Genomic DNA, 20,932 nt, shown 5'->3' on the forward strand with positions numbered 1-20,932 from the left:
CCACCTGGTCCTGCGCCGGTGAGTAACGCGCGCGCCGTCGGATGATGCTGCACGTCGCAGTGTCGAGCGCGGACGAACCGGACGAAGATGTGACCTGGCAATCGGCGACGCGGCCGTCGGTACCGATGGTCAGGCGCACGGCCGTGGTACCCTGTTCCTCGTTGCGGATCGCCGACTGCGGATAGTCGTCGGTCGAGAACAGCGAGGGCAGGTTACCCTTGGCCTTGGCGGCCTTGGATACGACTGGCGGACAAGCCTGTGCGATCGCCACGGTCATGCCGCCCGGGCAGGACTTGGTCGTCGGCGCCCGCTCCGTAATGATTGGCGGCGCAGACGTGACTGTGGTGATGATCGGTGCCGAGATCGGAGCCTGGATGATCGACGGCGGCGCCACAATCTGCGGCGGCGGCGGCGTATTCTGGTCCGGCGGGGGCGGCGGCTCTTCCGGCGGGGGCGGCGGCTCTTCCTCGACGTCGAAGGTCTTAAGGTCCTCGGCCGCCTTCTTCAGGACGTTATATGCCAGGCCTGTAACCAGGGCATAGCCGAGAGCAATGTGGATAAGCGCCACGATAACGATCGCCGCGGTGCGGTTGGAGCTTATCTGTTTGCGATTGGCGTAGGACATTAAGCCGCAAATCTCCTCGATGGTCGGGCCACGACGTCCCGGAGAGTGCCATTTCGACGCGACCCGAGCTGTCGTGGAACTACCAATGTACTAACATATCATTGGCAGATACGCGCCACCCTTAATGAAGCGATAATGGCCGCGCAACGAATTTTGTTCCGATTACGGCAAGGAGCGCGCGAAATCGCGGCATTCGCCCCGTCATTCCGCTACGTTCAGGCGGGATTTTCGACGAACGACATGATCTCGACGCCGACTCCCTTGGCGTCGTCGTAAATGTCGGGCTTGACGCTCTTCACGCGCAGCGCCTTGACGCCGCGATAGGCGGCAACCCGCTGGAAAATGGCGTGGACCAGCGTTTCCTGGAGGTTGTAGCGCCGTTCCTGGGCGATGCGGACGATTTCGGTCCGGAGATAGTCGTAATTCCACGCCGACTGATGGTCGTCGTCATCGGGAGGGTCGAGGTCCTCGAGCCAAAGCTCGACCGTCACCAGCAGGCGCTGCGGCGCTCCGATTTCGAATTCGTGGAAGCCAATGTCGGTCATGACTTCGAGCGAATCGAGCAGGATCCGGCTCTGGCGCACCTTCAGATGTTCCGGCACCATTCCCTGCAGCTTGATTGCTTCGTCGGCCATCATCCGTCCAAGAACTGCCCGTCGCTGAATGGCGACAAAAATTGAACGTCGCGCGGCAGGGCCATGAACCGCTGTCCGCCGTCGATCACCAGCGTCTGGCCGGTCATCGCCGGCGAATCAATCAGGAAGCGCAGGGCCGCCACGACATCGCCGACCTCGACGCCGCGGCGCAGCGGGTTGAGGGCGTGCACCGCGCCGAAATTGCCGTCGCCCTGCTCGCCCGACGGCAGCATCAACGCCGGCGCAACCGCATTGACTCGAATTCCGCGTCCGGCCAGCGCCCGCGCAGCCACCTCGGTGAGACCGGCCAGCGCATATTTGGAAATCGTGTAGCTGAGGAAATCCGGATTGGGCGCGGCGAGCTTGGCATCGAGCAAATTGACCACCAGCGCCTCCCCGCCCGTGTGGCGCCGGGTGAGTTCGTCGATCAGCAGCATCGGCGCGCGGGCGTTGACCGCCATGTGTGCGTCGAACTCCTGCGCGCTGGCCGATCCCAGCCCATCCAGCGCAAACCGCGCGGCATTATTGACCAGCAGCCGGACTAGCGGTGCGCCATCGGCCGCGGCAAATATCCGCTCGGCGCAGTCGGGCTGCGCCAGGTCGGCCGCGACCTTGATCGCCCCATCGGCGATGGGGTCATCATCGTGATGCACATGGGCAATGACAGTCCAGCCGTCGGCCAGCAACGCCCGGACGATCATGTCGCCGACCCGCTTGCCCCCGCCCGTGACGATTGCCGTCCTGTCGTTCATGCCGCTGCCCCTACCATCCTGTGGCACCCTCGCCTACAGGGCCTTAAGGGCTCGAACCGACCACCGATGAGGCCGTGATGGAGACGAAAAAGTTTCCTGGTAATGAGCGAGCGACGCCGGATAGCGGGGCCTATCTGGCTAGCGAGCGAGTGCGCCAGGGCGGTTTTGCGTCCCACCCTCCGGGCATGGCCCGGCCGGCGCATGGCTTCGTCGAGGCGCTAGTCCGGTGGGCCTGCACCGCTCTTCGCGCCTCTCCTCACCCTGCACACGGCGGGTGCCATGTCGCGGCTCTCACCGATGGTCGGCTCGAGCCTTAAATGCCCGAGCGCCATGCGCCAATCGAAGCCCAGGGGCTTAGCCTCGCCGACCTTGCCGCGGCCATCGAGCAACGCGGCGGCCCGCCGCCGGTCGACCGCTGGGACCCGTCGCGTTGCGGAAGCAGCGACATGCGCATCGCCCGCGATGGCACATGGTATTATCGCGGCACGCCGATCGAGCGGCCGGCCATGGTCCGGCTATTCGCGACCGTATTGCGGCGCGAGCCCGATGGCAGCCATGTGCTCGTGACGCCAGTCGAGAAACTGTCGGTCGAGGTTGAAACCACCGCCTTCCGGGCGACGCAGATGACGATGTCGGGCAACGGCGAGCAGCGCAGCATTGGCCTTACCTTGGACAGCGGCGATGCATTGATCGTCGATGCGGATCATCCGCTGTCGGTATTGGAAACCGCCGAAGGCCCCTCGCCCCGTGTTGCCGTCCGGTTCGGCCTGGAAGCAGAGCTGGCCCGACCTCTTTATTATGAGCTGGCCGAGATCGCCCTCGCCGAGGGTCACAATCCGCCGGGAGTCTGGTCCGACGGCCACTTTTTCCCGCTGATGCCATGAAAGCGACCCTAATCGATCGAATCGCGCGCTCGCTCGCCGCCGATCCGCCTCACGACTTGCTGCCGGGCGACATCATCGAAGGCGAGGAAGACGAGTCCAATCCGGCGGCGGTGCTGGTCGCCATCACCGATCGCGTCGAGCCCGGGCTGCTGCTCACAACACGGCGTGACGATTTGCGCACGCACGCCGGGCAGGTTGCCTTTCCCGGCGGCCGCATCGATCCTGGCGAAACGCCTTGCCAGGCGGCACTCCGCGAGGCCCATGAAGAGCTCGGCCTCGACCCTGCCCAAGTTACGGTGTTCGGCGAGGCCGATCCCTATCGCACGGTCACCGGATATTGCGTGACACCCGTCGTCGGACTTGTCCCGCCGGACCTGCCACTGACGCCAAACCCGGCGGAAGTCGCCGGCTGGTTTGAGGCGCCGCTTGATTTTGTGCTCGATCCCGCCAACCAGCGTCGGATGAGCGCAGAGTTCCGCGGCCGCACACGGCATTATTACCAGATTGACTGGCAGGATCGCCGAATTTGGGGCGCGACCGCCGCGATGCTGGTCAATCTTGGCCGGCGGATCGCATGACCGCCATTGACCCCGACGTTTTCCTGAAGCGGCAGGGCATCAGGCGCCTGTTGAAAGCGCTCGATGCCAAGCACGGCACGGCGCGGTTCGTCGGCGGCGCGGTCCGCGACCTGTTGCTCGATGTCCCGCACGAGGATCTCGATCTCGCTACCACGCTCCCGCCCGACGAGGTGATCCGGCGACTCGAAGGCAAGGGCATCAAGGCGGTTCCGACCGGCATCGATCATGGCACCATCACCGCCGTTTCGTCGGGCACTGTGGTGGAGGTGACCACGCTCCGCTCCGATGTCTCGACCGATGGCCGCCGCGCGACGGTCGCCTTCACCAGCGACTGGAGCAAGGACGCAGGGCGGCGCGACTTTACCATCAACGCGCTCTACGCCGATCCTTACAGCGGCGAGCTGTTCGACTATTTCGGCGGCCTCGACGATCTGGCCGGCAGGACCGTCCGCTTCATCGGCGAGCCGCTCCAGCGCATCGCCGAGGATCATCTGCGCATCCTTCGCTACTTCCGCTTTCACGCCCGTTACGGCCATGGCGAACCGGATCGCCATGCGCTCAAAGCCTGCACCGAGCGCGCCAATGATTTGATGGCGCTGTCGCGCGAGCGGATTGCCGATGAGCTGCTCAAGCTGTTGGCGCTGGATGATCCCGCGCCAACCGTCCGGTTGATGCTCGGTCGCGGCATCTTCGAGCCGGTTCTGCCGGAAATTGAAGGTTCGGATCGGCTCGAAGCCCTGGTGTCCGCCGAACGGTCCGCGGCTGTCGACCCCGATCCGCTACGCCGTTTGGCCGCACTGCTTCCGCCCGATCCGCAAGGCGCCGAACGCGTCGCCGCCCGCCTCAAGCTGTCCAACAAGGCCAAGAAAAGGATTGCCTGCGCCGCCGATCCGTCGCTCGGAACCTCGGCGCAATCGATGGCCTACCGGATCGGGACCGAAAGCGCAGTCGACCGGTTGCTACTCGCGGGTCGGTCCGCCGAAGCGGTAGCTATCAAGGGATGGAAGCCGCCGCGCCTGCCAGTTGGCGGTGGCGACCTGATCGCCCGCGGCGTGCCGCAAGGACCGCAAGTCGCTCGCACGCTCAGGCGCATTGAAGACGCATGGGAGAAGGCCGGCTTTCCGAAGGGCAAGGAGTTCGACCGGCTGGTCGACGCTGCTCTCGCCTAGGGCAGGAAAATCGGCTCCAGGAATACCGCGCCCGCCTCGTCGCCAAGCGCCCAGCGAATTTGTGCAGGAAACAAGCCGTATTTCGGCACTTCGATCTGCACACTCTCACCGATCTTCAAAAGATCGCTGGTTTCCAGGCGGCAGCCCTCACGGCTGATGTCGGTGACGATTACGGAATGCTTGCTGCCGTCGCTGTCGATCAGCGTGGCCTCGAACCGCGTGTCGACCCGCGGCGAGCGCTTGATCTGTCCTGGCTCCCTCATCACCGGCCCCCGTTCAACGCAACATGGTTTCACGTTAACATAGGCTATTAACGAGTCAAAATGCGTTAGCGGTCAAATCGCACTCAATCTTTGCGCCGGCTCTTCCAATATTCGAGCGCCGCGTCGGGCTCGAGCGGCCTGGCGAAATAATAGCCTTGGCCGGAAGCGCAGCCGAGCGTTGCCAGCGTCGTTGCCAGCTCGACCGTCTCGATCCCCTCGGCGGTGGTCGACATGCCCAGCGCGTCGGCCAATGACAGCACGGCGCGCACAATCGCGACGGAGTCGGGATCGCGCATCATGCCGGTGACGAAGCTCTTGTCGATCTTGAGCACGTCAATCGGCAGGCGCTGGAGGTAAGCAAGGCTCGAATAGCCGGTGCCGAAATCATCCATCGCCACGGTCGCATCGAGCGCCTTCAACGCTTCGAATACGCGCATCGCACGGCCCGGATCCTGGACGATCGAGCTTTCGGTCAATTCCAGCGTCAGCCGGTTGCCCTTGAGTCCGGAGGCCTTGAGCGCGCTTTCGACCACTTCGGCGATGTTGTCGCGCGCGACCTGGATCGCGGAGAGATTGACGCCGACATAGACCGGCAGCGGCTCGCCGGCCTGCTTGTCCCACTCAGCCACCGTCTGCGCCGCCTTGTCCATCGCCCAGCGGCCAAGCTGCAGGATCAGGCCACTCTCTTCGGCGACCGGAATGAATTCCGAAGGACTGATTTCGCCACGGTCGTCATGTTTCCACCGGGCCAGCGCCTCGAAGCCGGCGACCTCGCCCGACTTCAGGTCGATCAACGGCTGGTAGAATAGTTTCAGCTGGTCCTTGTCGAGCGCCCTGCGAAGCTCGGTCTCGATCGAGAAACGGCGCCGCGCCGCGCTCGCTTCCTTCGGCTCATAGACCTGCGGCCTGCCGGCGGCCTTGGCCTGCTTGACCGCGAACTGGGCGTTGCGGAACAACTCCTCCGCGTCCTGGTCCGAATGCATCAGCGCAACGCCAATGGCGCATTCGACGCGGATCTCCAGCTCGGACAGCTTGAACGGGGTCGCCATCACTTGCTGGATGCGCTCGGCCGCGGCCAGCGCATCGACCACTCCCCGCTTCAGGCCGACCAGGACGCCGAATTCGTTTCCGCCAGTCCGTGCCAGCACGTCGCCGCCGCGCAGCGCCGAAATCAGCCGCCGGGCAAAGGTAATCAGCAATTCGTCGCCGGCCAGGCTGCCCATCGATTCGTTGATGCGGCTGAACCGCAGCATGTCGACCACCAGCACCGCATATTCCTGGTCGCGGGCGTTGGTGACGCCGCGGCTCTCGATCGTCTCGGTAAAGCTCAGCCGGTTGGGCAGGCCGGTCAGGCTGTCGCGCAGCATCTCCGCGCGGAGCGCCCGCTCAGCCTGCACTTCGACCGTGCGGTCGACCACGCTGACCAGGCAGCGCGACCCCTGCCCCTTGATCTGCGGCAGCGGCGCCAGCGTCGTACGGAAATAGCGCGCGCCGACTCCCTCGCCGTCGCGGAAGTCGAGCTCGCCCGGCATGGTCGGATCGTCGAGATAGGTTTCGATCATCGCGCCGAGCGCACCGTCGCGCATTGAAGTGAGATCGCCGGCGGCAATATTCGGATCATTGCTGTTGGCCAGCGCCTCGCGGAAGCGGCCGTTGCAATTCAATAGGCGCATGGCTCCGCCGGCTGTGCGCCCGATCACCGCCGCGGCGATTGGCAGGGCGCCGAGCAAGGCTTGCTCGTCCGCCGATGCACGGATGCCGTTGGTTTCGTTCTGGGCCGCCGAGCGCACGCCCTTGGGCGCGGCCGAGCGTTTGGCTGCAGCCTGCATGGGAGCAGCGTTAAACGAGACAGGTTAATGGCCGGTTTCGAGAGGGGTTGATGCAGGTTAGGAAAGCATCGCCTGAACGGCTTTATTCGACCACTTTCGGCACCGGCTCGAACCGATTGCTCCTCGGGAAGCCGTTGGGCGCGATCCGACCGCTGGCCCCGCGGATCGCCCGCCATGGCGTGAGGTCACTTTCGCTCCGCACCCGCCCGCTCTCGCCGCCCAGGGGCCAGCTGATCCCCTCGGCCAGCACAAACGCCATCGCATCGCTGAGGCCGCCGTCGCGATAGCGCTGCAGCTGCACGCCCGACCCGCGCCCAAGCTCGGGCAGCTCGGCCAGTTTGAACACCAGCATCTTGCGGTTTTCGCCGATCACGGCGATCGAATCCGCAGCTGACGGCACCGGTTTTACTACCGCCATTTTCGCCTTGGGTCTCAGGTTCATCAGCTGCTTGCCCTTGCGCGTCTCGGCCATCACCGCCTCGCCCGTCGTCACGAACCCGCGCCCGTCACTCGATCCAACCAGCATCCGCATGTCGGGCCGAACGACGAACATCGCGACGATCTCGCTTTCCGCCTCCAGGTCGATGGTCAGGCGGATCGGCTCGCCGAACCCGCGCCCGCCGGGCAGCTTGTCGCCGCCGACCGTATAGACCCGGCCATTGTCGGCCGCGACCAGCAGCCGGTCGGTGGTCTGGGCGTGGAAGATGAGGTGCAGCCCGTCGCCCTCGCGGAATTTCAGCGTCTCGGAATCATCCAGGGCGACATGCCCGCGCATCGCCCGGACCCAGCCACGTGTCGACAGGATCACCGTGATCGGCTCCTTCTCGATCATCTGGCTCCAGTCGATCTCGGCCCTGGCGCCCCCCGCTTCGGGCCGGACCTCGGTCCGGCGCTCGTCGCCGAATTTCTCCTTCATTGCCCCGAGGTCCTTGAGCAGCCGCTTCTTCTGCCGCCCCGGTTCGCTGACCAGCCTGGCCAGCTCCTCGCGCTCCTTGGCCAGTGCGTCGCGCTCCTTGTTGAGCTCCATTTCCTCCAGCTTGCGCAATTGGCGCAGGCGCATGTTGAGGATTGCCTCGGCCTGCCGGTCGGTAAGCCTGAACTCCTCGATCATTTGCCCCTTGGGCTCGTCCTCGTAGCGGATGATCTCGATCACCCGGTCGAGGTTGAGGAACGCGATCAGGAAGCCCTCGACCAGCTCCAGCCGCTCGTCGATCTTGCCGATCCTATGGTTCGACCGGTTGACCAGCACCTCGATCTGGAATTCGAGCCAGGCCGCCAGCGCTTCCTTGAGGCTCATCACCCCCGGCGTCCGGGTCTTGTCGAGCACGTTGAGGTTAAGCGGGAAGCGCGTCTCCAGCTCGGTCAGCTTGTAGAGGCTCTCCTCGAGCAATGCGGCATCGACCGTTCGCGACCTCGGCTCCAGCACGATCCGCACATCCTCGGCGCTTTCGTCGCGCACGTCGGCCAGGATCGGCAGCTTCTTGTTGGCGATCAGCTCGGCGATTTCCTCGATCAGCTTGCCCTTCTGCACGCCGTAGGGGATTTCGTGGACGACCAGGTGCCAGCCGCCGCCCTTCTCGCTCACTCGCTCGATCTTGGCGCGCACGCGGAATGAGCCGCGCCCGCTGATATAGGCCTTGGCGATCGTCTCTTCGTCCTCGACCAGCACGCCGCCGGTCGGGAAGTCGGGACCCTTGACGATCTTGAGCAGTTCGCGGTCGTCGATCTTCTTGTCGTTGAGCAACACCATCGCCGCTTCGGCCAGCTCGCTGACATTGTGCGGCGGGATACTGGTGGCCATGCCGACCGCGATCCCGCTGGCGCCATTGGCGAGCAGATTGGGGAACAGGCCGGGGAACACCTCCGGCTCCTCTTCCTCGCCATTGTAGGTCGCGCGATAGGCGACCGTGCCCTCGTCGAGCCCGGCCATCAGCTGCACCGCGACCTTGGTCAGCCGCGCCTCGGTGTAGCGGTAGGCGGCGGCATTATCGCCATCGATGTTGCCGAAATTGCCTTGCCCGTCGACCAGCGGATAGCGGAGCGCGAAATCCTGCGCGAGCCGCACCATCGCGTCATACACCGACTGGTCGCCGTGCGGGTGATATTTGCCGATCACGTCGCCGACCACGCGGGCGCATTTCTTGTAGGCGCTTGCCGGGTCGAGCCGCAGCAGCCGCATCGCCCACAGCAGGCGGCGGTGAACCGGCTTCAGCCCGTCGCGGACATCGGGCAGCGACCGCGCCGTGATCGTCGACAGGGCATAGACCAGGTAGCGTTCGGAGAGGGCGGAATCGAACGGAGTATCGATTACGGAAGTGTCATCGGCTTGCATGACTTGCGATTAGCAACCGCCGTCCTCCCCGTCATCCAGCCGATGCGCTCAATCCACAGATTTTCGTCGTTGCTGCGACAGGGAAACTCCCCATGCCGCTCGCATATCGAAATCATAACCCTGCTGCGCTCCAATTTGGGATAGAGATGCACCATGAAGAAGCGCTTGGCCCTGGTCTGGCTCATTTTGACTGCTTGCTTGGCGCCTGCCGCTGTCAAGGCCGCGCCGATTGCGATCGACGGCGGGCAGATCGAGGGCTCGCAAATCGGCGCGCTCCGGGTTTTCAAGGGCATTCCCTACGCGGCGGCGCCAACCGGTCCGCTGCGCTGGCGGCCACCGCAGCCGGCGCCCGCATGGCGCGGAGTGCGCAAAGCCAATTCCTTTTCTCCTGCGTGCCCGCAGCTGGGCAGCTATCCTCCCGATGCGCCCACGGAACCAACCAGCGAGGACTGCCTGGCCCTAAACGTCTGGGCGCCTGCAATGAACGGTGCAGGCAAGCTGCCGGTCATGGTCTGGATTCATGGCGGCAGCCTGATGAACGGATCCGGTTCGGTGCCCCAATATGCCGGGGAACAACTGGCCGCTCGCGGCGTCATTGTCGTCACCATCAATTACCGCCTGGGCGTGCTCGGGTTCCTGGCCCACCCGCAATTGAACAAGGAGTCGCGGTACGGCGTGTCAGGCAATTATGGCCTGCTCGACCAGATTGCGGCGCTAAAATGGGTCAAGCGGAACATCGCCGCGTTTGGCGGAGATCCGGATCAAGTCACGATTTTTGGCCAATCGTCTGGCAGCTTCTCTGCAAGCATCCTGGCTTCAACGCCGCTGGCAAGAGGCCTGTTTCGTCGCGCGATCGGCGAGAGCGGGGCGGTGTTCGAGCCCGTAGAGCTAGACCCCCGGTTCACGCCCAACGGCGCAGCAGAAATTGGCGTCGGCTTTGCCAATAAAGCTGGCGCAAAGTCAGTGGCGGACCTGCGCAAGATGCCGGTGGCAACTCTGCTCAAACAGCGCTTCAATCCACAATTCAACATCGACGGCCATGTCATCCCCGCATCGCCGCATGACGCCTATGAGGCGGGAAAGCAGAATGATGTCGATCTCCTCGTCGGCACCAATGCCAGCGAGGGTAGCTTTTTCTTTGATCCTGCCTCGGTCACGGTCGGCAATTTCGACTCCGTTTTGGGCCGCACCTATCCATCGCTGTTGTTGAAGGCGGTCGGTGCAAAGCCGGGAAATACCGACGCCGATGCTCGCCGGGCCGCCGTCGCCACCGATACCGACATTCGGTTCCGCTGGGGCATGTGGGCATGGGCCAGACATGCCTTGAACAGCGGCAAGAGCCGTGTCTTCTTCTATCGCTTCTCGGGCGCGCCTGCCTATCGGCCTGGCCATCCCTATTTCGGGCTCGGGCCAACCCACGGCGCGGAAATGCCCTATGTCTTTGGATATCTGGACAAGGGTGCCGCCGACTGGACCTCGCAAGACCAGGCACTGGCCTCAACGATCCAGCAATATTGGACAAACTTCGCCAAGTCCGGCGATCCCAACGGACCCGGACTGCCTCGCTGGCCGAGGTTCGACAATCGGCGAACCATGGTCATGGAACTCGGTCAGGAAGTCCGAGCCGCGCCGCTTACCGACGATGCCAGGCTGAAGCGGATCGACCGGGTCTATGCTGTTGCCCGGTTCGTGAACAAATATCTGTATTTCCTGATCGCCGCCGCCGCCGTTCTTTTCATCCTTGTGGTTGCAATGGCCGTTCGGTTCCTTTTGAGGCTGAAGGCCCGCCTCCCGGCGTAGGAACTCGATTCCCGACGTCGGCCGCATTAGGCTGGTCCCATGTGCAATCTCTACCGAATGACCAAGGGCACCACGGAGATCGCCAATCTCTTCCGCGCCCAGGCCGACCCGCCCGGCAACGCCGGCGAACTCATCTATCCCGGTTATCCCGGGCTGGTGGTGGCCGAAGGCAGGGTGCGGCAAATGGCCTGGGGCTTCCCGCTCGCGCTGAAGGGCAAGAGCGGCCAGATCCTCAAGCCCAAGCCGGTCAACAACGCGCGCTCCGACAAGCTCGACGGCTTCATGTGGCGCTACAGCTTCCAGGAGCGCCGCTGCCCGGTCCCGGTCAGCGAATTCGCCGAGGCGGAGGGCGAAAAAGGCGCCAAGACCCGCACCTAGTTCTCGCTCCCCGGAGAGGAAATCTTCGCCGTCGCCGGCCTGTGGCGCGACACCGCCGAATGGGGTCCGGCCTATGCGATGGTGATGACCGAGGCCTCGCCCGGCATCCAGGGAGTGCACGACCGGATGCCGGTGATCCTTGCCCCAGACACCTGGGGTGCCTGGCTCGATAGTCCGCCCGATAAGGCGCGACAGCTCTGCCGACCCTACGCAGGAGACATGGAGATCAGGCGCACGGACGAGCGGTGGGCGAGCCGCTAGCCTCGCAACAATCTCACTTGCGATATTGATTTATATTGCCTAAGCGACAAGCGACCAGGACGGGGCGGTTGGCCGGGGGGCCGATCGCCCCGATTTGTTTTAGAGCCTGAGCCCGAACCTCGGCCCGATCCACAGCATCAGCGAATAGAGCGCGATGGTCAGCGCGCAGCCGGCGGCGAGGCTGATCCAGAAGCCATAGCCATTTCGCAGCATCGCCGGCATCAGCAGGAACATCGGCAGCGACGGCAGCACGAACCAGAAAGTGCCCTCGGCATGCGCCGCCATGTTCGCTGCGTCGGGCTTGTCGCGCCACAGCCAGACCATCCCCAGCACCGACACCAGCGGCAGCGAAGCGATCAGCCCGCCGAGACCCGGGTAGCGCTTGGCCACTTCCGAAATGATGGCGATCAAAATGCCGGACAGTCCGGCCTTGATGAACAAATAGAGCATTGGTCCCGCCTATTAATTTCCTGTTAAATCGCGTAAGCGCCCCAGCTTGCAAGAACAAGGAGCCGGTCGATGGCTTCCGAGCAGCTCGACTATTATCTCGCCCGCGCCGCCGAAGAGCGCAACTCCGCGGCCAGTGCTCCGACGCCCGCCATCGCTAGGGTCCATGAAGATCTGGCGGCAATGTACGACCGGATGGCGCGCGAGGCCGAGCGCGAGCTGGAGCTGGAACGGGAACTGATTCTCGCCGATTAGGCCGCCGCTTCCAGCGGCGCGGCCTTGCTCAGTTCGACCTGGCGCAGCAGCCATTCACGGAAGCGCTTGATCTTGGGCACGTTGCGCCGTTCGGGCGCAATGCACAGCCAGTAGCGGAAGCCGGCCGTCGCGGTCAGCTCGAACGGCTGGCACAGCCGCCCGTCCTTGATGTCGTTCTTCCAGAAGGCCGGGGTCAGCAGAACCAGCCCCTGCCCGCCCATCGCCGTATGGCCCTCGTCGGCCTGGCTGTCGAGCCTAAGGCCCGGCTTCTTCGGCCGGTCGGCGCCTTCTACCCCCGCGGCCTCGAACCATTTGTCCCACCAATAATCCTCGGGGCTGATCAACGGCAGGTTGGGGAGATCGGCAGGCGTCGGCGGCCGGCCGAGCTGCTCGGTCATCCGCTTCCAGAAGCTCGGCGCACACATCGGCGAGAAGTCGACCTTCATCAGCTCGATCGCCACCAGCCCTTCCCACGGCTGGGCGCCGGCGCGGATCGCGACATCCGCCTCGCCCGCCTTCAAATCGACCAGCTTGTTCGACGTCGCCAACCGCACCGCCAGGTCGGGATGTTCGACCTGGAAGGCGCCGAGCCGCCACGCCAGCCAGGTATTGGCGAACGTGAAGGTCGTGGCCACCGTCAGCAGCCCCTCGTCCTCCTCGCGCAGCTCGGCGAACGCACCCTCGATCGTATCGAATGCCTTGGTCAGCTGGGGCAGCAACCGGAGGCCCAGCCCGGTCAGCCGCGCCCGCCCCTTCTCGCGCACGAACAAAGCCGCGCCAAGCCGCTCCTCCAATAATTTGACCTGATAGGAGACCGCAGCCTGGGTCATGCCCAGCTCATTCGCTGCGGCGGTGAAATTTTCTAGTCTGGCAGCCGCCTCGAAGACGCGAACCGCGGCCAAGGGAGGAAGTCGTCGCATAAGCTGAGTCTATAAGCCCGACTTATGTTCTTTGTCCACCCTTTCATTGGGCACGAAAAGGGAACGTCGCTATTTAGTTCACAAGCGCCGGTGGCCCCTCTTCCCCACCCCAAGCCACCGGCGCCAAATGATGGAGGCAATGATGAACGATCAGATTTTCGATCGCGAGTATCAGGCCGGACGTGCTGCCCTCAATGACAGCCTCGGCCGGCTGATCAATGGAGCCGAACAGTCGCTGCGCGTGCTCCACAAGATCAATTTCGACGCGCCCTGGAAGCAGGCCCCGAAGGCCAAGCCGCGGCGCGCCAAGGCGGCCTGACATGCGACAGGTCGTCAAACACAACGCGGTCGTTGCCAGGCCGGACACGCTTGGCGATGACTTCGCGCTGATTTTCGAAGCGTTTGCCGATGCCTTTCGCGGCCTGTCGCCGGTCACACTGGCCGACTGCGGCTGTGCCAAGGTTCATTATGCGGGATGGCGCTGAGATGATCGCGCGGCGATGGCACGGGCGGGTCCCCAGCGCCAAGGCTTCGGAATATCTGCAGCTGATGGCCAATGTGGGCCTGCCCGACTATAGCTCGACCAGCGGCAACCGCGGCGCCTGGTGCCTGTTTCGCTGCGACAATGGCATCGCCCATTTCGAAATGTTCACCTTGTGGGACGATTTCTGCGCGATCCGCCGGTTCGCCGGCGAGGACATCAACAAGGCCAAATATTACGATTTCGACGCCGATTTCCTGCTCGAGCTGGAGCCGGATGTGGTCCATTTCGAAGTCGTCGAAGGCTAAGGATTCCACTCAATTGCGGATGAAGGGCGGCTCGCCTATAGCCGCCCCTCTTCTTGTACCCGCCGGAGTCCCCAACGCCCATGACCCGCCGCCGCCAGATCTACGAAGGCAAGGCCAAGATCCTTTACGAGGGCCCGGAGCCCGGCACGCTGATCCAATATTTCAAGGACGACGCGACGGCCTTCAACGCCCAGAAGCGCGGCACGATCAGCGGCAAGGGCGTGATCAACAACCGCATCTCCGAACATATCTTCACCGCGCTGCAGACGATCGGCGTTCCGACCCACTTCATCCGCCGCCTCAACATGCGCGAGCAGCTGATCCGCCAGGTCGAGATCGTCCCGATCGAGGTGGTCGTGCGCAACGTCGCCGCCGGCTCGATTTCGAAGCGGCTCGGGATCGAGGAAGGCACCCAGCTCCCCCGCACCATCATCGAATATTATTACAAGGACGATGCGCTCGGCGATCCGATGATCGCCGACGAGCATATCGCCTGCTTCGGCTGGGCCAGCCAGGACGAGATGAACGACATCGCCGACATGGCGATCCGCGTGAACGACTTCATGTGCGGCATGTTCTCCGGGATCGGCATCCGCCTGATCGACTTCAAGCTGGAGTTCGGCCGGGTGTGGGACGGCGATTTTAGCCGAATCATCCTCGCCGACGAGATTTCGCCCGACGGCTGCCGGCTGTGGGACATGAAGTCCAACGAGAAGCTCGACAAGGACCGCTTCCGCCAGAGCCTTGGCGGCGAGGCCGAGGCCTATCAGGAAGTCGCGCGGAGGCTCGGCCTGCTGCCCGAAGGCGAGGAAGCCACCGCCGTCCTCGACCTCGACGAGCACCGCAAGAAGCGCGGACGCTAGCCGACGCTGATGGCCCTGCCGCGCGTTCGCGTCGTTACCCTGAACGCGGCGCTCGGTCCTCTCGACTATCGGGTGCCCGACGGCATGGCGGTCGAACCCGGCTCGGTCGTGGTCGCACCGCTGGGCCCGCGTCAGCTGTTCGGCGTCGCCTGGGAAGCGGATCGGCTGAAGACAGAAGAGGTTGGCGACAACCGCCTCCGTCCCCTGGCCGGGCTGGTCGACGTCCCGCCGATCCCGGCGCCGCTCCGCCGCCTCACCGAATGGACCGCGGACTATTATCTCTCGCCTCTGGCCGCGGTGCTGAGGATGGTGCTGCCGTCATCGGCGGCGCTGGCCGGGCCGCGCACGATGATCGAATATCGACCGACCGGCGATGCGCCCGCGCGCCTCACGCCGCAGCGCGAGCAGGCCCTGTCGCGGATCGAGGGCCGCCAGGGCAGCGTCCGCGAGCTTGCCGCCCACGCCGAGGTCAGCGACGCGGTGATGCGCGGCCTGGTCCATGCCGGCGCGCTCGAGCGGGTCGAGGGCGACGGTGACCAGCCGTTCCCCGCCCCCGACCCTGATTTCGCACCGCCCTCGCTCAACGCCGAACAACGCGAGGCCGCCAACAGCCTCAAGCAAGCCATCGGCCGGGGCTTCGACCCGGTGCTGCTCGACGGAGTCACCGGCTCGGGCAAGACCGAAGTCTATTTCGAGGCGATCGCCGAGGCGGTCCGCCAGGGCAAGCAGGTGCTGGTGCTGCTCCCCGAAATCGCGCTGACCGAGCCGTTCCTGACCCGCTTCACCGCCCGCTTTGGCTGCGAGCCGGTAACCTGGCACTCCGACCTTCGCTCATCGCAGCGCCGCCGCGCCTGGCGGGCCATCTCGCGCGGCGAGGCCCGGGTCGTGGTCGGCGCCCGCTCGTCGCTGTTTCTGCCCTATGCCAACCTCGGCCTGATCGTCGTCGACGAGGCCCACGAGCCGAGTTTCAAGCAGGAAGAGGGCGTCCAGTATCATGCCCGCGATGTCGCCGTGATGCGCGGCCATTTCGAGGACGTGCCCGTCATCCTCGCTTCGGCCACGCCAGCCATCGAAACCCGCCACATGGTCGAGATCGGCCGCTACCGCGAATTGAAGCTGACCGAGCGCCACGGCTTGGCCCAAATGCCGACGATTGAGGCCATCGACCTAACCCAGGACCCGCCGCTGCGCGGACGCTGGCTGGCGCCGGGCCTGGTCGCCGAGCTGCAGGCCAACCTCGAAGCGGGCGAGCAATCGTTGCTGTTCCTCAACCGCCGCGGCTTCGCGCCGCTAACCCTCTGCCGCCATTGCGGCCATCGCTTCCAATGTCCCAATTGCACCGCCTGGATGGTCGAGCACCGCCTGATGCACCGCCTCGCCTGCCACCATTGCGGCCATGTCATGCCGCCGCCCGAGGCCTGCCCGGAATGCGGCGAGGAGGATAGTTTGGTCGCTTGCGGGCCCGGGGTCGAGCGGATCGCCGACGAGGTTGCCGAATTGTTCCCGGATGCCCGCACCGCGGTTGTCACCTCCGACACCATCTGGTCGCCGGCCCGCGCGGCCGAATTCGTCCGCGCCATGGAAGCCGGCGAGCTCGATATTGTCATCGGCACCCAGCTGGTCACCAAGGGCTATCATTTCCCCAATCTGACGCTTGTCGGCGTGGTCGATGCCGATCTCGGGCTGCAAGGCGGCGACCTCCGCGCCGCCGAACGCAGCTTTCAGCAGATCCAGCAGGTCGCCGGCCGCGCCGGTCGCGGCGACAAGCCGGGCCGCGTCCTGGTCCAGACCCATGATCCCGACGCGCCGGTGATCGCCGCGCTGGTCTCAGGCGACGCGCCGGGCTTCTACGCCGCCGAGACCGAGGCCCGCCGCGATGCGGCCATGCCGCCGTTCGGCCGGCTGGCGGCGATCATCATTTCGGCGGAAGACAAGGGCGAGGCCGAGGCGGTCGCCCGCCGCATCAGCCAGGCAGCGCCCAGGGTCGATGAAATGGCAGTGTTCGGCCCCGCCCCCGCTCCGCTCGCCATGCTGCGCGGCCGCCATCGCCAGCGGCTGCTGGTCCATGCCGCGCGCAAGCTCGACGTGCAGGATGTCATCCGCGATTGGCTAGGCGAGCTGGAATGGTCGAGCAATGTCCGCGTCGCGGTCGACGTCGATCCCTACAGCTTCCTGTAATTCAGCCCGAATCTTGAAACCTCAATTGGGCGCGCTAGGCTCGCCGAGCCGAGTCAGGAGGGGTCATGAGGTATTTTGGCGAGTGCCTAGCCGCGTCTTTCGCAGTTATTTTGGTGAGTTCACCGGCCAATGCCGAGTGGCGGGAATATGAAACCGCCCACTTCCGGATCATTACCGAAAGCAGCCCGGCCGAGGTCGAGAAGTTCGCCACCACGCTGGAGAGCTATGACCAGCTGATGCGCATGGCGACCGGCATCAAGGACGACAAGCCGGTCAAGGTTCGCATCTATCAGGTTGCCGGTCTCGACGAGGTCGAGAAAGCGATCAACGCACCAGGCAGCGGAGTGGCCGGCTTCTACGACAGCAATTCGCTCGGCCCCTATGCCGTCACACCAAAGAAAACGTCTGGGACCGGGCGCTACTTCACACCCGCTCTGGTACTGCACCACGAATATGCGCATCATTTCATGCTGCAATATTTCCCGGCCATTTACCCGGGTTGGTACACCGAAGGCTTTGCCGAGCTGATTGGCTCCAGCAAGATGATGGATGACGGCCGCATTGGCTACGGCATGCCGGCGCTGCATCGCGGGAACGACATCAACGCCTATTGGGTGCCGCTGCAGCAGCTGCTGACCTCAGAGAAAAACGTCTACCTGGACACCTATGGCCAGGGCTGGGCATTGACCCACTTCCTGACCTTCAACAGCAAGCATTCGGCGCAGCTTCGCCAATATCTGGCGGCTCTCGGCAAGGGGAAGAGCCTCGCGGAGGCCGCGACCGCGTTCGGCGATCTCGACGACTTGAACAAGGAAGCGCGGCGCTACGTTACGGCGGGCAGCTTCGAATATCGACCGGTCAAGGTGAATATCGCCCAGCCGGTGGTCCAGGGGAGTCGAACCCTGTCCGCCGGCGAGGGCGCACTGGTGCCCGAAACCATCGCGTACCGCGACAGCGACATTTCCGAGATTCGCAAACCATCCGACCGCAACCAGGAAGCGAGCTTTCGCGAGCATATTCTGGGTCGCATTCGCGACGAGGTCCAGCGCTACCCGGCCGATCCGTTCGCGCTGCAGCTGCTCGGCGAGGTTGAATATGCCCAGGGCAATTTTGCCCAGTCCGAAGCCGCAGTTGACCGGATGCTCGCGGTCCGGCCGGACGATCGCGGCGGCATGACGCTCAAGTCAATGCTGCTGTCCCGCCGGTCTGCGGCCATGTCGGGCAACGCGAGGACAGCGATGATCGATCAGGCCCGGGTCATGGCGGTCAAGGCCAATCGCTCCGATCCCGACGATCCGCGCCCGCTGCTGGCCTATTATCAAAGCTATAATCTCAGCGGCGAACCCCCTCCGAAAGCCGCCGTCGAAGGGCTAATGGAAGCGGTCAGCCTGTTGCCGCGAGAGAATGGTCCTCGCCAGCTGTTGGTCGATCAGCTGGCCAGGGAGAAACGCTACGACGAGGCGATCGCCTGGCTGATGCCGGTCGCCAACTCGCCGCACCGGTCGCCGCGCCGGGAGGCGGCTCGCCAGCAGATGGAGCAGTTGAAGGCCGCCAAGGCCGCCGCCGGGAAGCCGGCGGCTAGCAGCTGAGGCCGCATGTTCCGCTAGATGAGCTGGCCCTGCTCTTTCCAGCTGGCGCCTTCGGCTTCGAGCAGCTTGCGCTTGTTGGGCAGGCCCCCGCCATAGCCGCCGAGCGTACCGTCGGAGCGGATCACGCGGTGGCATGGCACGATCACTGCAACCGGGTTGGAGCCGTTGGCAGTACCGACCGCGCGCATTGCTTCCGGCTCGCCGATGGCGTGCGCGACGTCGGCATAGCTGCGCGTTTCGCCGAGCGGGATCTTGCGCAATTCCTGCCAGACCTTCTCCTGGAAAGCCGTTCCACGCACATCGATCGGCAGGTCATGGGCCGAAGGATGGTCGATCTGGGCCAGTGCCTGTTCAACCCAGGGCGCAATGGTGCCGTCGTCCGGGCGAATGTCGGCATTGGGGAAACGGTCGCGTAGGGCTCGCTCGTCCTCGGCGAAGGTCATGCGGCAAATGCCCTTGTCGGTCGCCGCGATCAGCATCGGGCCGAGCGCGCTGCCGGCGGTTACAAAGCGGATCGTCACTCCGCGGCCGCCGTCGCGCCAGGCCGACGGAGTCATGCCCAGCCGCTCCTTGGCGTCGGCGTAGAAACGGCTCGGGGCCTGGTAGCCGGCGTCATAGATGGCTTCGGTCACGCTCTTGTCCTCCTGGAGGTGGTGCATCGCCCGGCGGGCACGAATGGCGCGGGCATAGGCCGCCGGCGACACGCCCATGTCGCGGGTGAAAATTCGCTGGAAATGATGCTCAGCATAGCCAACCGCGTCGGCCAGGTCGGCGAGCAGCGGCGGCTCGTCGGCTGCCTCGATGATCTGCACCGCCTTCGCCACCGCTTCGCGGTCGCGCCCGACCTCGTCGGGCTTGCAGCGCAGGCAGGGTCGATATCCCGCCGCCAGAGCAGACAGCCCGTCGAGGAAGAATTCCACATTCTCCCGCTTCGGCCGCCGCGCCGGGCAGCTCGGCTTGCAGTAAATGCCGGTCGTCTTGACCGCTCCGATCACTTGTCCGTCCCAGGTCCGGTCGCGGCGCTCGAAGGCATCCCAGGCGGCGTCATCGTCAATGGTTCGCATCAGCATGGGCCTAACATAGGTAGTCCCGTTGCGTCCTGCTTCCCGTGACTTGCGGTCAAAGTCGCCGAAGAGCGACCCCGGCGAAGGCCGGGACCCATTCCAATGAGCGTTCATGAACGTTCTACCTTTGCGGCAAAGCAGCCGCGGATCGCATTGTGCGCATCGATATGATCGACCGCCGGGTCGGCCAGCAGGCGGCGGACGACTTCATCTGCCTCGCCAGGCTGCGCCAGCGACGCATCAACCATCATTCCGTCGGCATCGAACGCCCTGAGCGACAGGATCCGCCGATCGAGCGCCGGCGGGATTTCGTCTTCATAGCGCGCGGCCTTGGTCGCGGCTTCGCTGACGAAAATGGCGTGGCTGGCCCGGTAGGGATTGTCGCTGCCGTGGCTGACATGGTTCACCAGCAACAGCGTCTCGCCGATGTCGGCATCGTCGAGCGTCACCCGGCAGGGGAAGCTCGGCTTCTTGTCAGCGGTCATCCGGACTGCGCCGTGATGGGCCAACTCGGTGTCGCTGAGGCCAATGAGATGGGCGAAAGGAGCGGGGTCGAGGCCAGTGATTTGGTAGGTCATGGCCACTGAATATCGGCGTCGAGCGGCTGTCGCTTCCCGCACCTTGCGGCCAAACCCCAATAGCCGCCTTGCATCCCCGCCTACCCCCTGCTAGGGGCGCGCCAACTCATGCGGGGCGCGCGGTTTTTCGCTGCAGTGCCCCGTTCAACGCATGAGACATATTTCTTTGTCTGGAGCTTCGAGCGCGTGGAGAATTCCGGCGGCATCCAGGCCAGCTTAGCGGGGCGCTACGCCACGGCTTTGTTCGGTCTCGCCCGTGATGAAAACCAGATCGACGCGGTTGGCCGCAGCCTCGACACGCTCGAGGCGGCGATGACCGAATCGCCCGATTTCAAGACGCTGGTGACGAGCCCGCTGATCGGTCGGGCCGAGGCCGGCAAGACCGTCCGCGCGCTGACCCCGGCGCTGGGCATCGACCCGATCACCGCCAGGTTCTTCGGCGTCCTGGCCGACAATGGCCGGCTCAGCGAGCTCAAGTCCGTGATCAAGGCAGTCCGCAAGCTGGCCGCCGACAACCGCGGCGAGACCACGGCCGAAGTGACCTCGGCGTTCGCGCTCAGCAACGACCAGGTCGCCCGCATCAAATCCAATTTGAAGACCCGCCTCGGCCGCGATGTCACAATCGACGCCAGGGTCGATTCCGCACTTCTCGGAGGCCTCGTCGTCCGGCTCGGCAGCCAGATGATCGACGCCTCGATCAAGACCAAACTCAATAATCTCGCTATGGCGATGAAAGGCTGAAC

Annotated in this window: 23 protein-coding genes and 1 pseudogene; 13 read left to right on the forward strand and 11 right to left on the reverse strand. The window is 64.7% G+C overall.

Annotation, left to right across the window (positions count from 1 at the left end):
• The 3 genes from Q0C64_RS06715 to Q0C64_RS06725 all read right to left on the reverse strand — a co-directional run.
• The coding region (locus tag Q0C64_RS06715; RefSeq protein WP_294121818.1) for an energy transducer TonB at positions 1-625 on the reverse strand (625 nt) is incomplete at its 3' end.
• Positions 626-840: 215 nt separating this feature from the next.
• Positions 841-1,260, reverse strand: a complete 420-nt coding sequence (locus Q0C64_RS06720; protein WP_294121819.1) for a dihydroneopterin aldolase — start codon at positions 1,258-1,260, stop codon at positions 841-843.
• Positions 1,260-2,012, reverse strand: a complete 753-nt coding sequence (locus Q0C64_RS06725) for an SDR family oxidoreductase (RefSeq protein WP_294121820.1) — start codon at positions 2,010-2,012, stop codon at positions 1,260-1,262. Before Q0C64_RS06725 ends, Q0C64_RS06720 begins: the two co-directional genes overlap by 1 nt.
• A 317-nt stretch (positions 2,013-2,329) precedes the next feature.
• Here Q0C64_RS06725 and Q0C64_RS06730 point away from each other — a divergent pair, with 317 nt between their 5' ends.
• Genes Q0C64_RS06730 through Q0C64_RS06740 form a run of 3 tightly spaced genes read left to right on the forward strand, consistent with a single transcriptional unit; the run spans position 2,330 to position 4,643 of the window.
• Positions 2,330-2,896 carry a DUF1285 domain-containing protein gene (locus tag Q0C64_RS06730; protein ID WP_294121822.1) on the forward strand — a complete coding sequence of 189 codons (567 nt, stop codon included), beginning with the start codon at positions 2,330-2,332 and terminating at the stop codon, positions 2,894-2,896.
• A complete protein-coding gene (locus Q0C64_RS06735) occupies positions 2,893-3,474 on the forward strand; it encodes a CoA pyrophosphatase (RefSeq protein ID WP_294121824.1) in 582 nt (193 codons plus the stop codon). Before Q0C64_RS06730 ends, Q0C64_RS06735 begins: the two co-directional genes overlap by 4 nt.
• Complete coding sequence (locus tag Q0C64_RS06740) at positions 3,471-4,643, forward strand: CCA tRNA nucleotidyltransferase (RefSeq protein WP_294121826.1); 1,173 nt, start codon at positions 3,471-3,473, stop codon at positions 4,641-4,643. The genes Q0C64_RS06735 and Q0C64_RS06740 overlap by 4 nt, the downstream gene beginning before the upstream one ends.
• Here Q0C64_RS06740 and Q0C64_RS06745 read toward each other — a convergent pair.
• From Q0C64_RS06745 to Q0C64_RS06760, 4 genes are all read right to left on the reverse strand, one after another.
• Entirely contained in the window at positions 4,640-4,906 is a 267-nt protein-coding gene (locus tag Q0C64_RS06745; protein ID WP_294121829.1) for a PilZ domain-containing protein, read from the reverse strand. The two genes, Q0C64_RS06740 and Q0C64_RS06745, sit on opposite strands and share 4 nt — an antisense overlap.
• Before the next feature lie 83 nt (positions 4,907-4,989).
• Positions 4,990-6,735: an EAL domain-containing protein gene (locus Q0C64_RS06750; RefSeq protein ID WP_294121832.1), complete on the reverse strand. Its 1,746-nt coding sequence runs from the start codon at positions 6,733-6,735 to the stop codon at positions 4,990-4,992.
• 82 nt (positions 6,736-6,817) lie between these two features.
• Positions 6,818-9,067, reverse strand: coding sequence for a DNA topoisomerase IV subunit A (gene parC, locus Q0C64_RS06755; protein ID WP_294121837.1), 2,250 nt, complete (start codon positions 9,065-9,067; stop codon positions 6,818-6,820).
• Positions 9,043-9,354 carry a hypothetical protein gene (locus Q0C64_RS06760; protein ID WP_294121879.1) on the reverse strand — a complete coding sequence of 104 codons (312 nt, stop codon included), beginning with the start codon at positions 9,352-9,354 and terminating at the stop codon, positions 9,043-9,045. Before Q0C64_RS06760 ends, parC begins: the two co-directional genes overlap by 25 nt.
• Here Q0C64_RS06760 and Q0C64_RS06765 point away from each other — a divergent pair.
• Together Q0C64_RS06765 and Q0C64_RS06770 are read left to right on the forward strand one after the other, a co-directional pair.
• Positions 9,266-10,867, forward strand: coding sequence for a carboxylesterase family protein (locus Q0C64_RS06765; RefSeq protein WP_294121876.1), 1,602 nt, complete (start codon positions 9,266-9,268; stop codon positions 10,865-10,867). The genes Q0C64_RS06760 and Q0C64_RS06765 overlap by 89 nt on opposite strands.
• Before the next feature lie 39 nt (positions 10,868-10,906).
• A pseudogene (locus Q0C64_RS06770) lies at positions 10,907-11,506 on the forward strand (SOS response-associated peptidase family protein).
• 99 nt (positions 11,507-11,605) lie between these two features.
• Here the strand turns inward: Q0C64_RS06770 and Q0C64_RS06775 are convergent.
• A complete protein-coding gene (locus tag Q0C64_RS06775; protein ID WP_294121840.1) occupies positions 11,606-11,956 on the reverse strand; it encodes a DUF3147 family protein in 351 nt (116 codons plus the stop codon).
• Between the two features lie 69 nt (positions 11,957-12,025).
• Between Q0C64_RS06775 and Q0C64_RS06780 the strand changes: the two genes are divergently transcribed.
• Positions 12,026-12,208: a hypothetical protein gene (locus Q0C64_RS06780; RefSeq protein WP_294121844.1), complete on the forward strand. Its 183-nt coding sequence runs from the start codon at positions 12,026-12,028 to the stop codon at positions 12,206-12,208.
• Here the strand turns inward: Q0C64_RS06780 and Q0C64_RS06785 are convergent.
• Positions 12,205-13,128 carry a LysR substrate-binding domain-containing protein gene (locus tag Q0C64_RS06785; protein ID WP_294121846.1) on the reverse strand — a complete coding sequence of 308 codons (924 nt, stop codon included), beginning with the start codon at positions 13,126-13,128 and terminating at the stop codon, positions 12,205-12,207. The two genes, Q0C64_RS06780 and Q0C64_RS06785, sit on opposite strands and share 4 nt — an antisense overlap.
• Positions 13,129-13,270: 142 nt before the next feature.
• Between Q0C64_RS06785 and Q0C64_RS06790 the strand changes: the two genes are divergently transcribed.
• The 6 genes from Q0C64_RS06790 (at position 13,271) to Q0C64_RS06815 (ending at position 18,547) form a co-directional block, all read left to right on the forward strand.
• Positions 13,271-13,447: a hypothetical protein gene (locus Q0C64_RS06790; RefSeq protein WP_294121848.1), complete on the forward strand. Its 177-nt coding sequence runs from the start codon at positions 13,271-13,273 to the stop codon at positions 13,445-13,447.
• Position 13,448: 1 nt separating this feature from the next.
• Positions 13,449-13,613: a hypothetical protein gene (locus Q0C64_RS06795; protein ID WP_294121850.1), complete on the forward strand. Its 165-nt coding sequence runs from the start codon at positions 13,449-13,451 to the stop codon at positions 13,611-13,613.
• A gap of 1 nt (position 13,614) precedes the next feature.
• Positions 13,615-13,917: a hypothetical protein gene (locus Q0C64_RS06800; RefSeq protein WP_294121852.1), complete on the forward strand. Its 303-nt coding sequence runs from the start codon at positions 13,615-13,617 to the stop codon at positions 13,915-13,917.
• 80 nt (positions 13,918-13,997) lie between these two features.
• Complete coding sequence (gene purC / locus Q0C64_RS06805; protein WP_294121854.1) at positions 13,998-14,780, forward strand: phosphoribosylaminoimidazolesuccinocarboxamide synthase; 783 nt, start codon at positions 13,998-14,000, stop codon at positions 14,778-14,780.
• A gap of 9 nt (positions 14,781-14,789) precedes the next feature.
• The gene (locus Q0C64_RS06810; protein WP_294121857.1) at positions 14,790-16,958 is read left to right on the forward strand and encodes a primosomal protein N'; all 2,169 of its coding nucleotides are present in this window, start codon (positions 14,790-14,792) and stop codon (positions 16,956-16,958) included.
• A gap of 113 nt (positions 16,959-17,071) precedes the next feature.
• On the forward strand, positions 17,072-18,547 hold the full coding sequence (locus Q0C64_RS06815; protein ID WP_294121859.1) for a hypothetical protein: 1,476 nt from the start codon (positions 17,072-17,074) through the stop codon (positions 18,545-18,547).
• A 14-nt stretch (positions 18,548-18,561) separates the two neighbouring features.
• On the opposite strand, the gene Q0C64_RS06820 is transcribed toward Q0C64_RS06815, so the two are convergent.
• A complete protein-coding gene (locus tag Q0C64_RS06820) occupies positions 18,562-19,611 on the reverse strand; it encodes a methylated-DNA--[protein]-cysteine S-methyltransferase (protein WP_294121860.1) in 1,050 nt (349 codons plus the stop codon).
• A 110-nt stretch (positions 19,612-19,721) separates the two neighbouring features.
• Positions 19,722-20,189, reverse strand: a complete 468-nt coding sequence (locus Q0C64_RS06825; RefSeq protein ID WP_294121878.1) for a DUF1203 domain-containing protein — start codon at positions 20,187-20,189, stop codon at positions 19,722-19,724.
• 186 nt (positions 20,190-20,375) lie between these two features.
• On the opposite strand from Q0C64_RS06825, the gene Q0C64_RS06830 reads away from it, so the two are divergent.
• Positions 20,376-20,930 (forward strand): F0F1 ATP synthase subunit delta, encoded by a 555-nt coding sequence (locus tag Q0C64_RS06830; protein ID WP_294121861.1) that lies wholly within the window; start codon positions 20,376-20,378, stop codon positions 20,928-20,930.
• Positions 20,931-20,932: the final 2 nt, after the last annotated feature.

Origin of the sequence: Sphingomonas sp., from assembly GCF_023266535.1 — a bacterium.
In the GTDB taxonomy this organism is placed as follows: Bacteria; Pseudomonadota; Alphaproteobacteria; order Sphingomonadales; family Sphingomonadaceae; genus Sphingomicrobium.

Bases quoted from the DNA above. Each gene is read 5' to 3' on its own strand.
- Q0C64_RS06720 (WP_294121819.1), bottom strand. From the start codon at position 1,260: ATGGCCGACGAAGCAATCAAGCTGCAGGGAATGGTGCCGGAACATCTG.
- Q0C64_RS06725 (WP_294121820.1), bottom strand. From the start codon at position 2,012: ATGAACGACAGGACGGCAATCGTCACGGGCGGGGGCAAGCGGGTCGGC.
- Q0C64_RS06730 (WP_294121822.1), top strand. From the start codon at position 2,330: ATGCCCGAGCGCCATGCGCCAATCGAAGCCCAGGGGCTTAGCCTCGCC.
- Q0C64_RS06735 (WP_294121824.1), top strand. From the start codon at position 2,893: ATGAAAGCGACCCTAATCGATCGAATCGCGCGCTCGCTCGCCGCCGAT.
- Q0C64_RS06740 (WP_294121826.1), top strand. From the start codon at position 3,471: ATGACCGCCATTGACCCCGACGTTTTCCTGAAGCGGCAGGGCATCAGG.
- Q0C64_RS06745 (WP_294121829.1), bottom strand. From the start codon at position 4,906: ATGAGGGAGCCAGGACAGATCAAGCGCTCGCCGCGGGTCGACACGCGG.
- Q0C64_RS06750 (WP_294121832.1), bottom strand. From the start codon at position 6,735: ATGCAGGCTGCAGCCAAACGCTCGGCCGCGCCCAAGGGCGTGCGCTCG.
- parC (WP_294121837.1), bottom strand. From the start codon at position 9,067: ATGCAAGCCGATGACACTTCCGTAATCGATACTCCGTTCGATTCCGCC.
- Q0C64_RS06775 (WP_294121840.1), bottom strand. From the start codon at position 11,956: ATGCTCTATTTGTTCATCAAGGCCGGACTGTCCGGCATTTTGATCGCC.
- Q0C64_RS06780 (WP_294121844.1), top strand. From the start codon at position 12,026: ATGGCTTCCGAGCAGCTCGACTATTATCTCGCCCGCGCCGCCGAAGAG.
- Q0C64_RS06785 (WP_294121846.1), bottom strand. From the start codon at position 13,128: ATGCGACGACTTCCTCCCTTGGCCGCGGTTCGCGTCTTCGAGGCGGCT.
- Q0C64_RS06790 (WP_294121848.1), top strand. From the start codon at position 13,271: ATGAACGATCAGATTTTCGATCGCGAGTATCAGGCCGGACGTGCTGCC.
- Q0C64_RS06795 (WP_294121850.1), top strand. From the start codon at position 13,449: ATGCGACAGGTCGTCAAACACAACGCGGTCGTTGCCAGGCCGGACACG.
- Q0C64_RS06800 (WP_294121852.1), top strand. From the start codon at position 13,615: ATGATCGCGCGGCGATGGCACGGGCGGGTCCCCAGCGCCAAGGCTTCG.
- purC (WP_294121854.1), top strand. From the start codon at position 13,998: ATGACCCGCCGCCGCCAGATCTACGAAGGCAAGGCCAAGATCCTTTAC.
- Q0C64_RS06810 (WP_294121857.1), top strand. From the start codon at position 14,790: ATGGCCCTGCCGCGCGTTCGCGTCGTTACCCTGAACGCGGCGCTCGGT.
- Q0C64_RS06820 (WP_294121860.1), bottom strand. From the start codon at position 19,611: ATGCGAACCATTGACGATGACGCCGCCTGGGATGCCTTCGAGCGCCGC.
- Q0C64_RS06825 (WP_294121878.1), bottom strand. From the start codon at position 20,189: ATGACCTACCAAATCACTGGCCTCGACCCCGCTCCTTTCGCCCATCTC.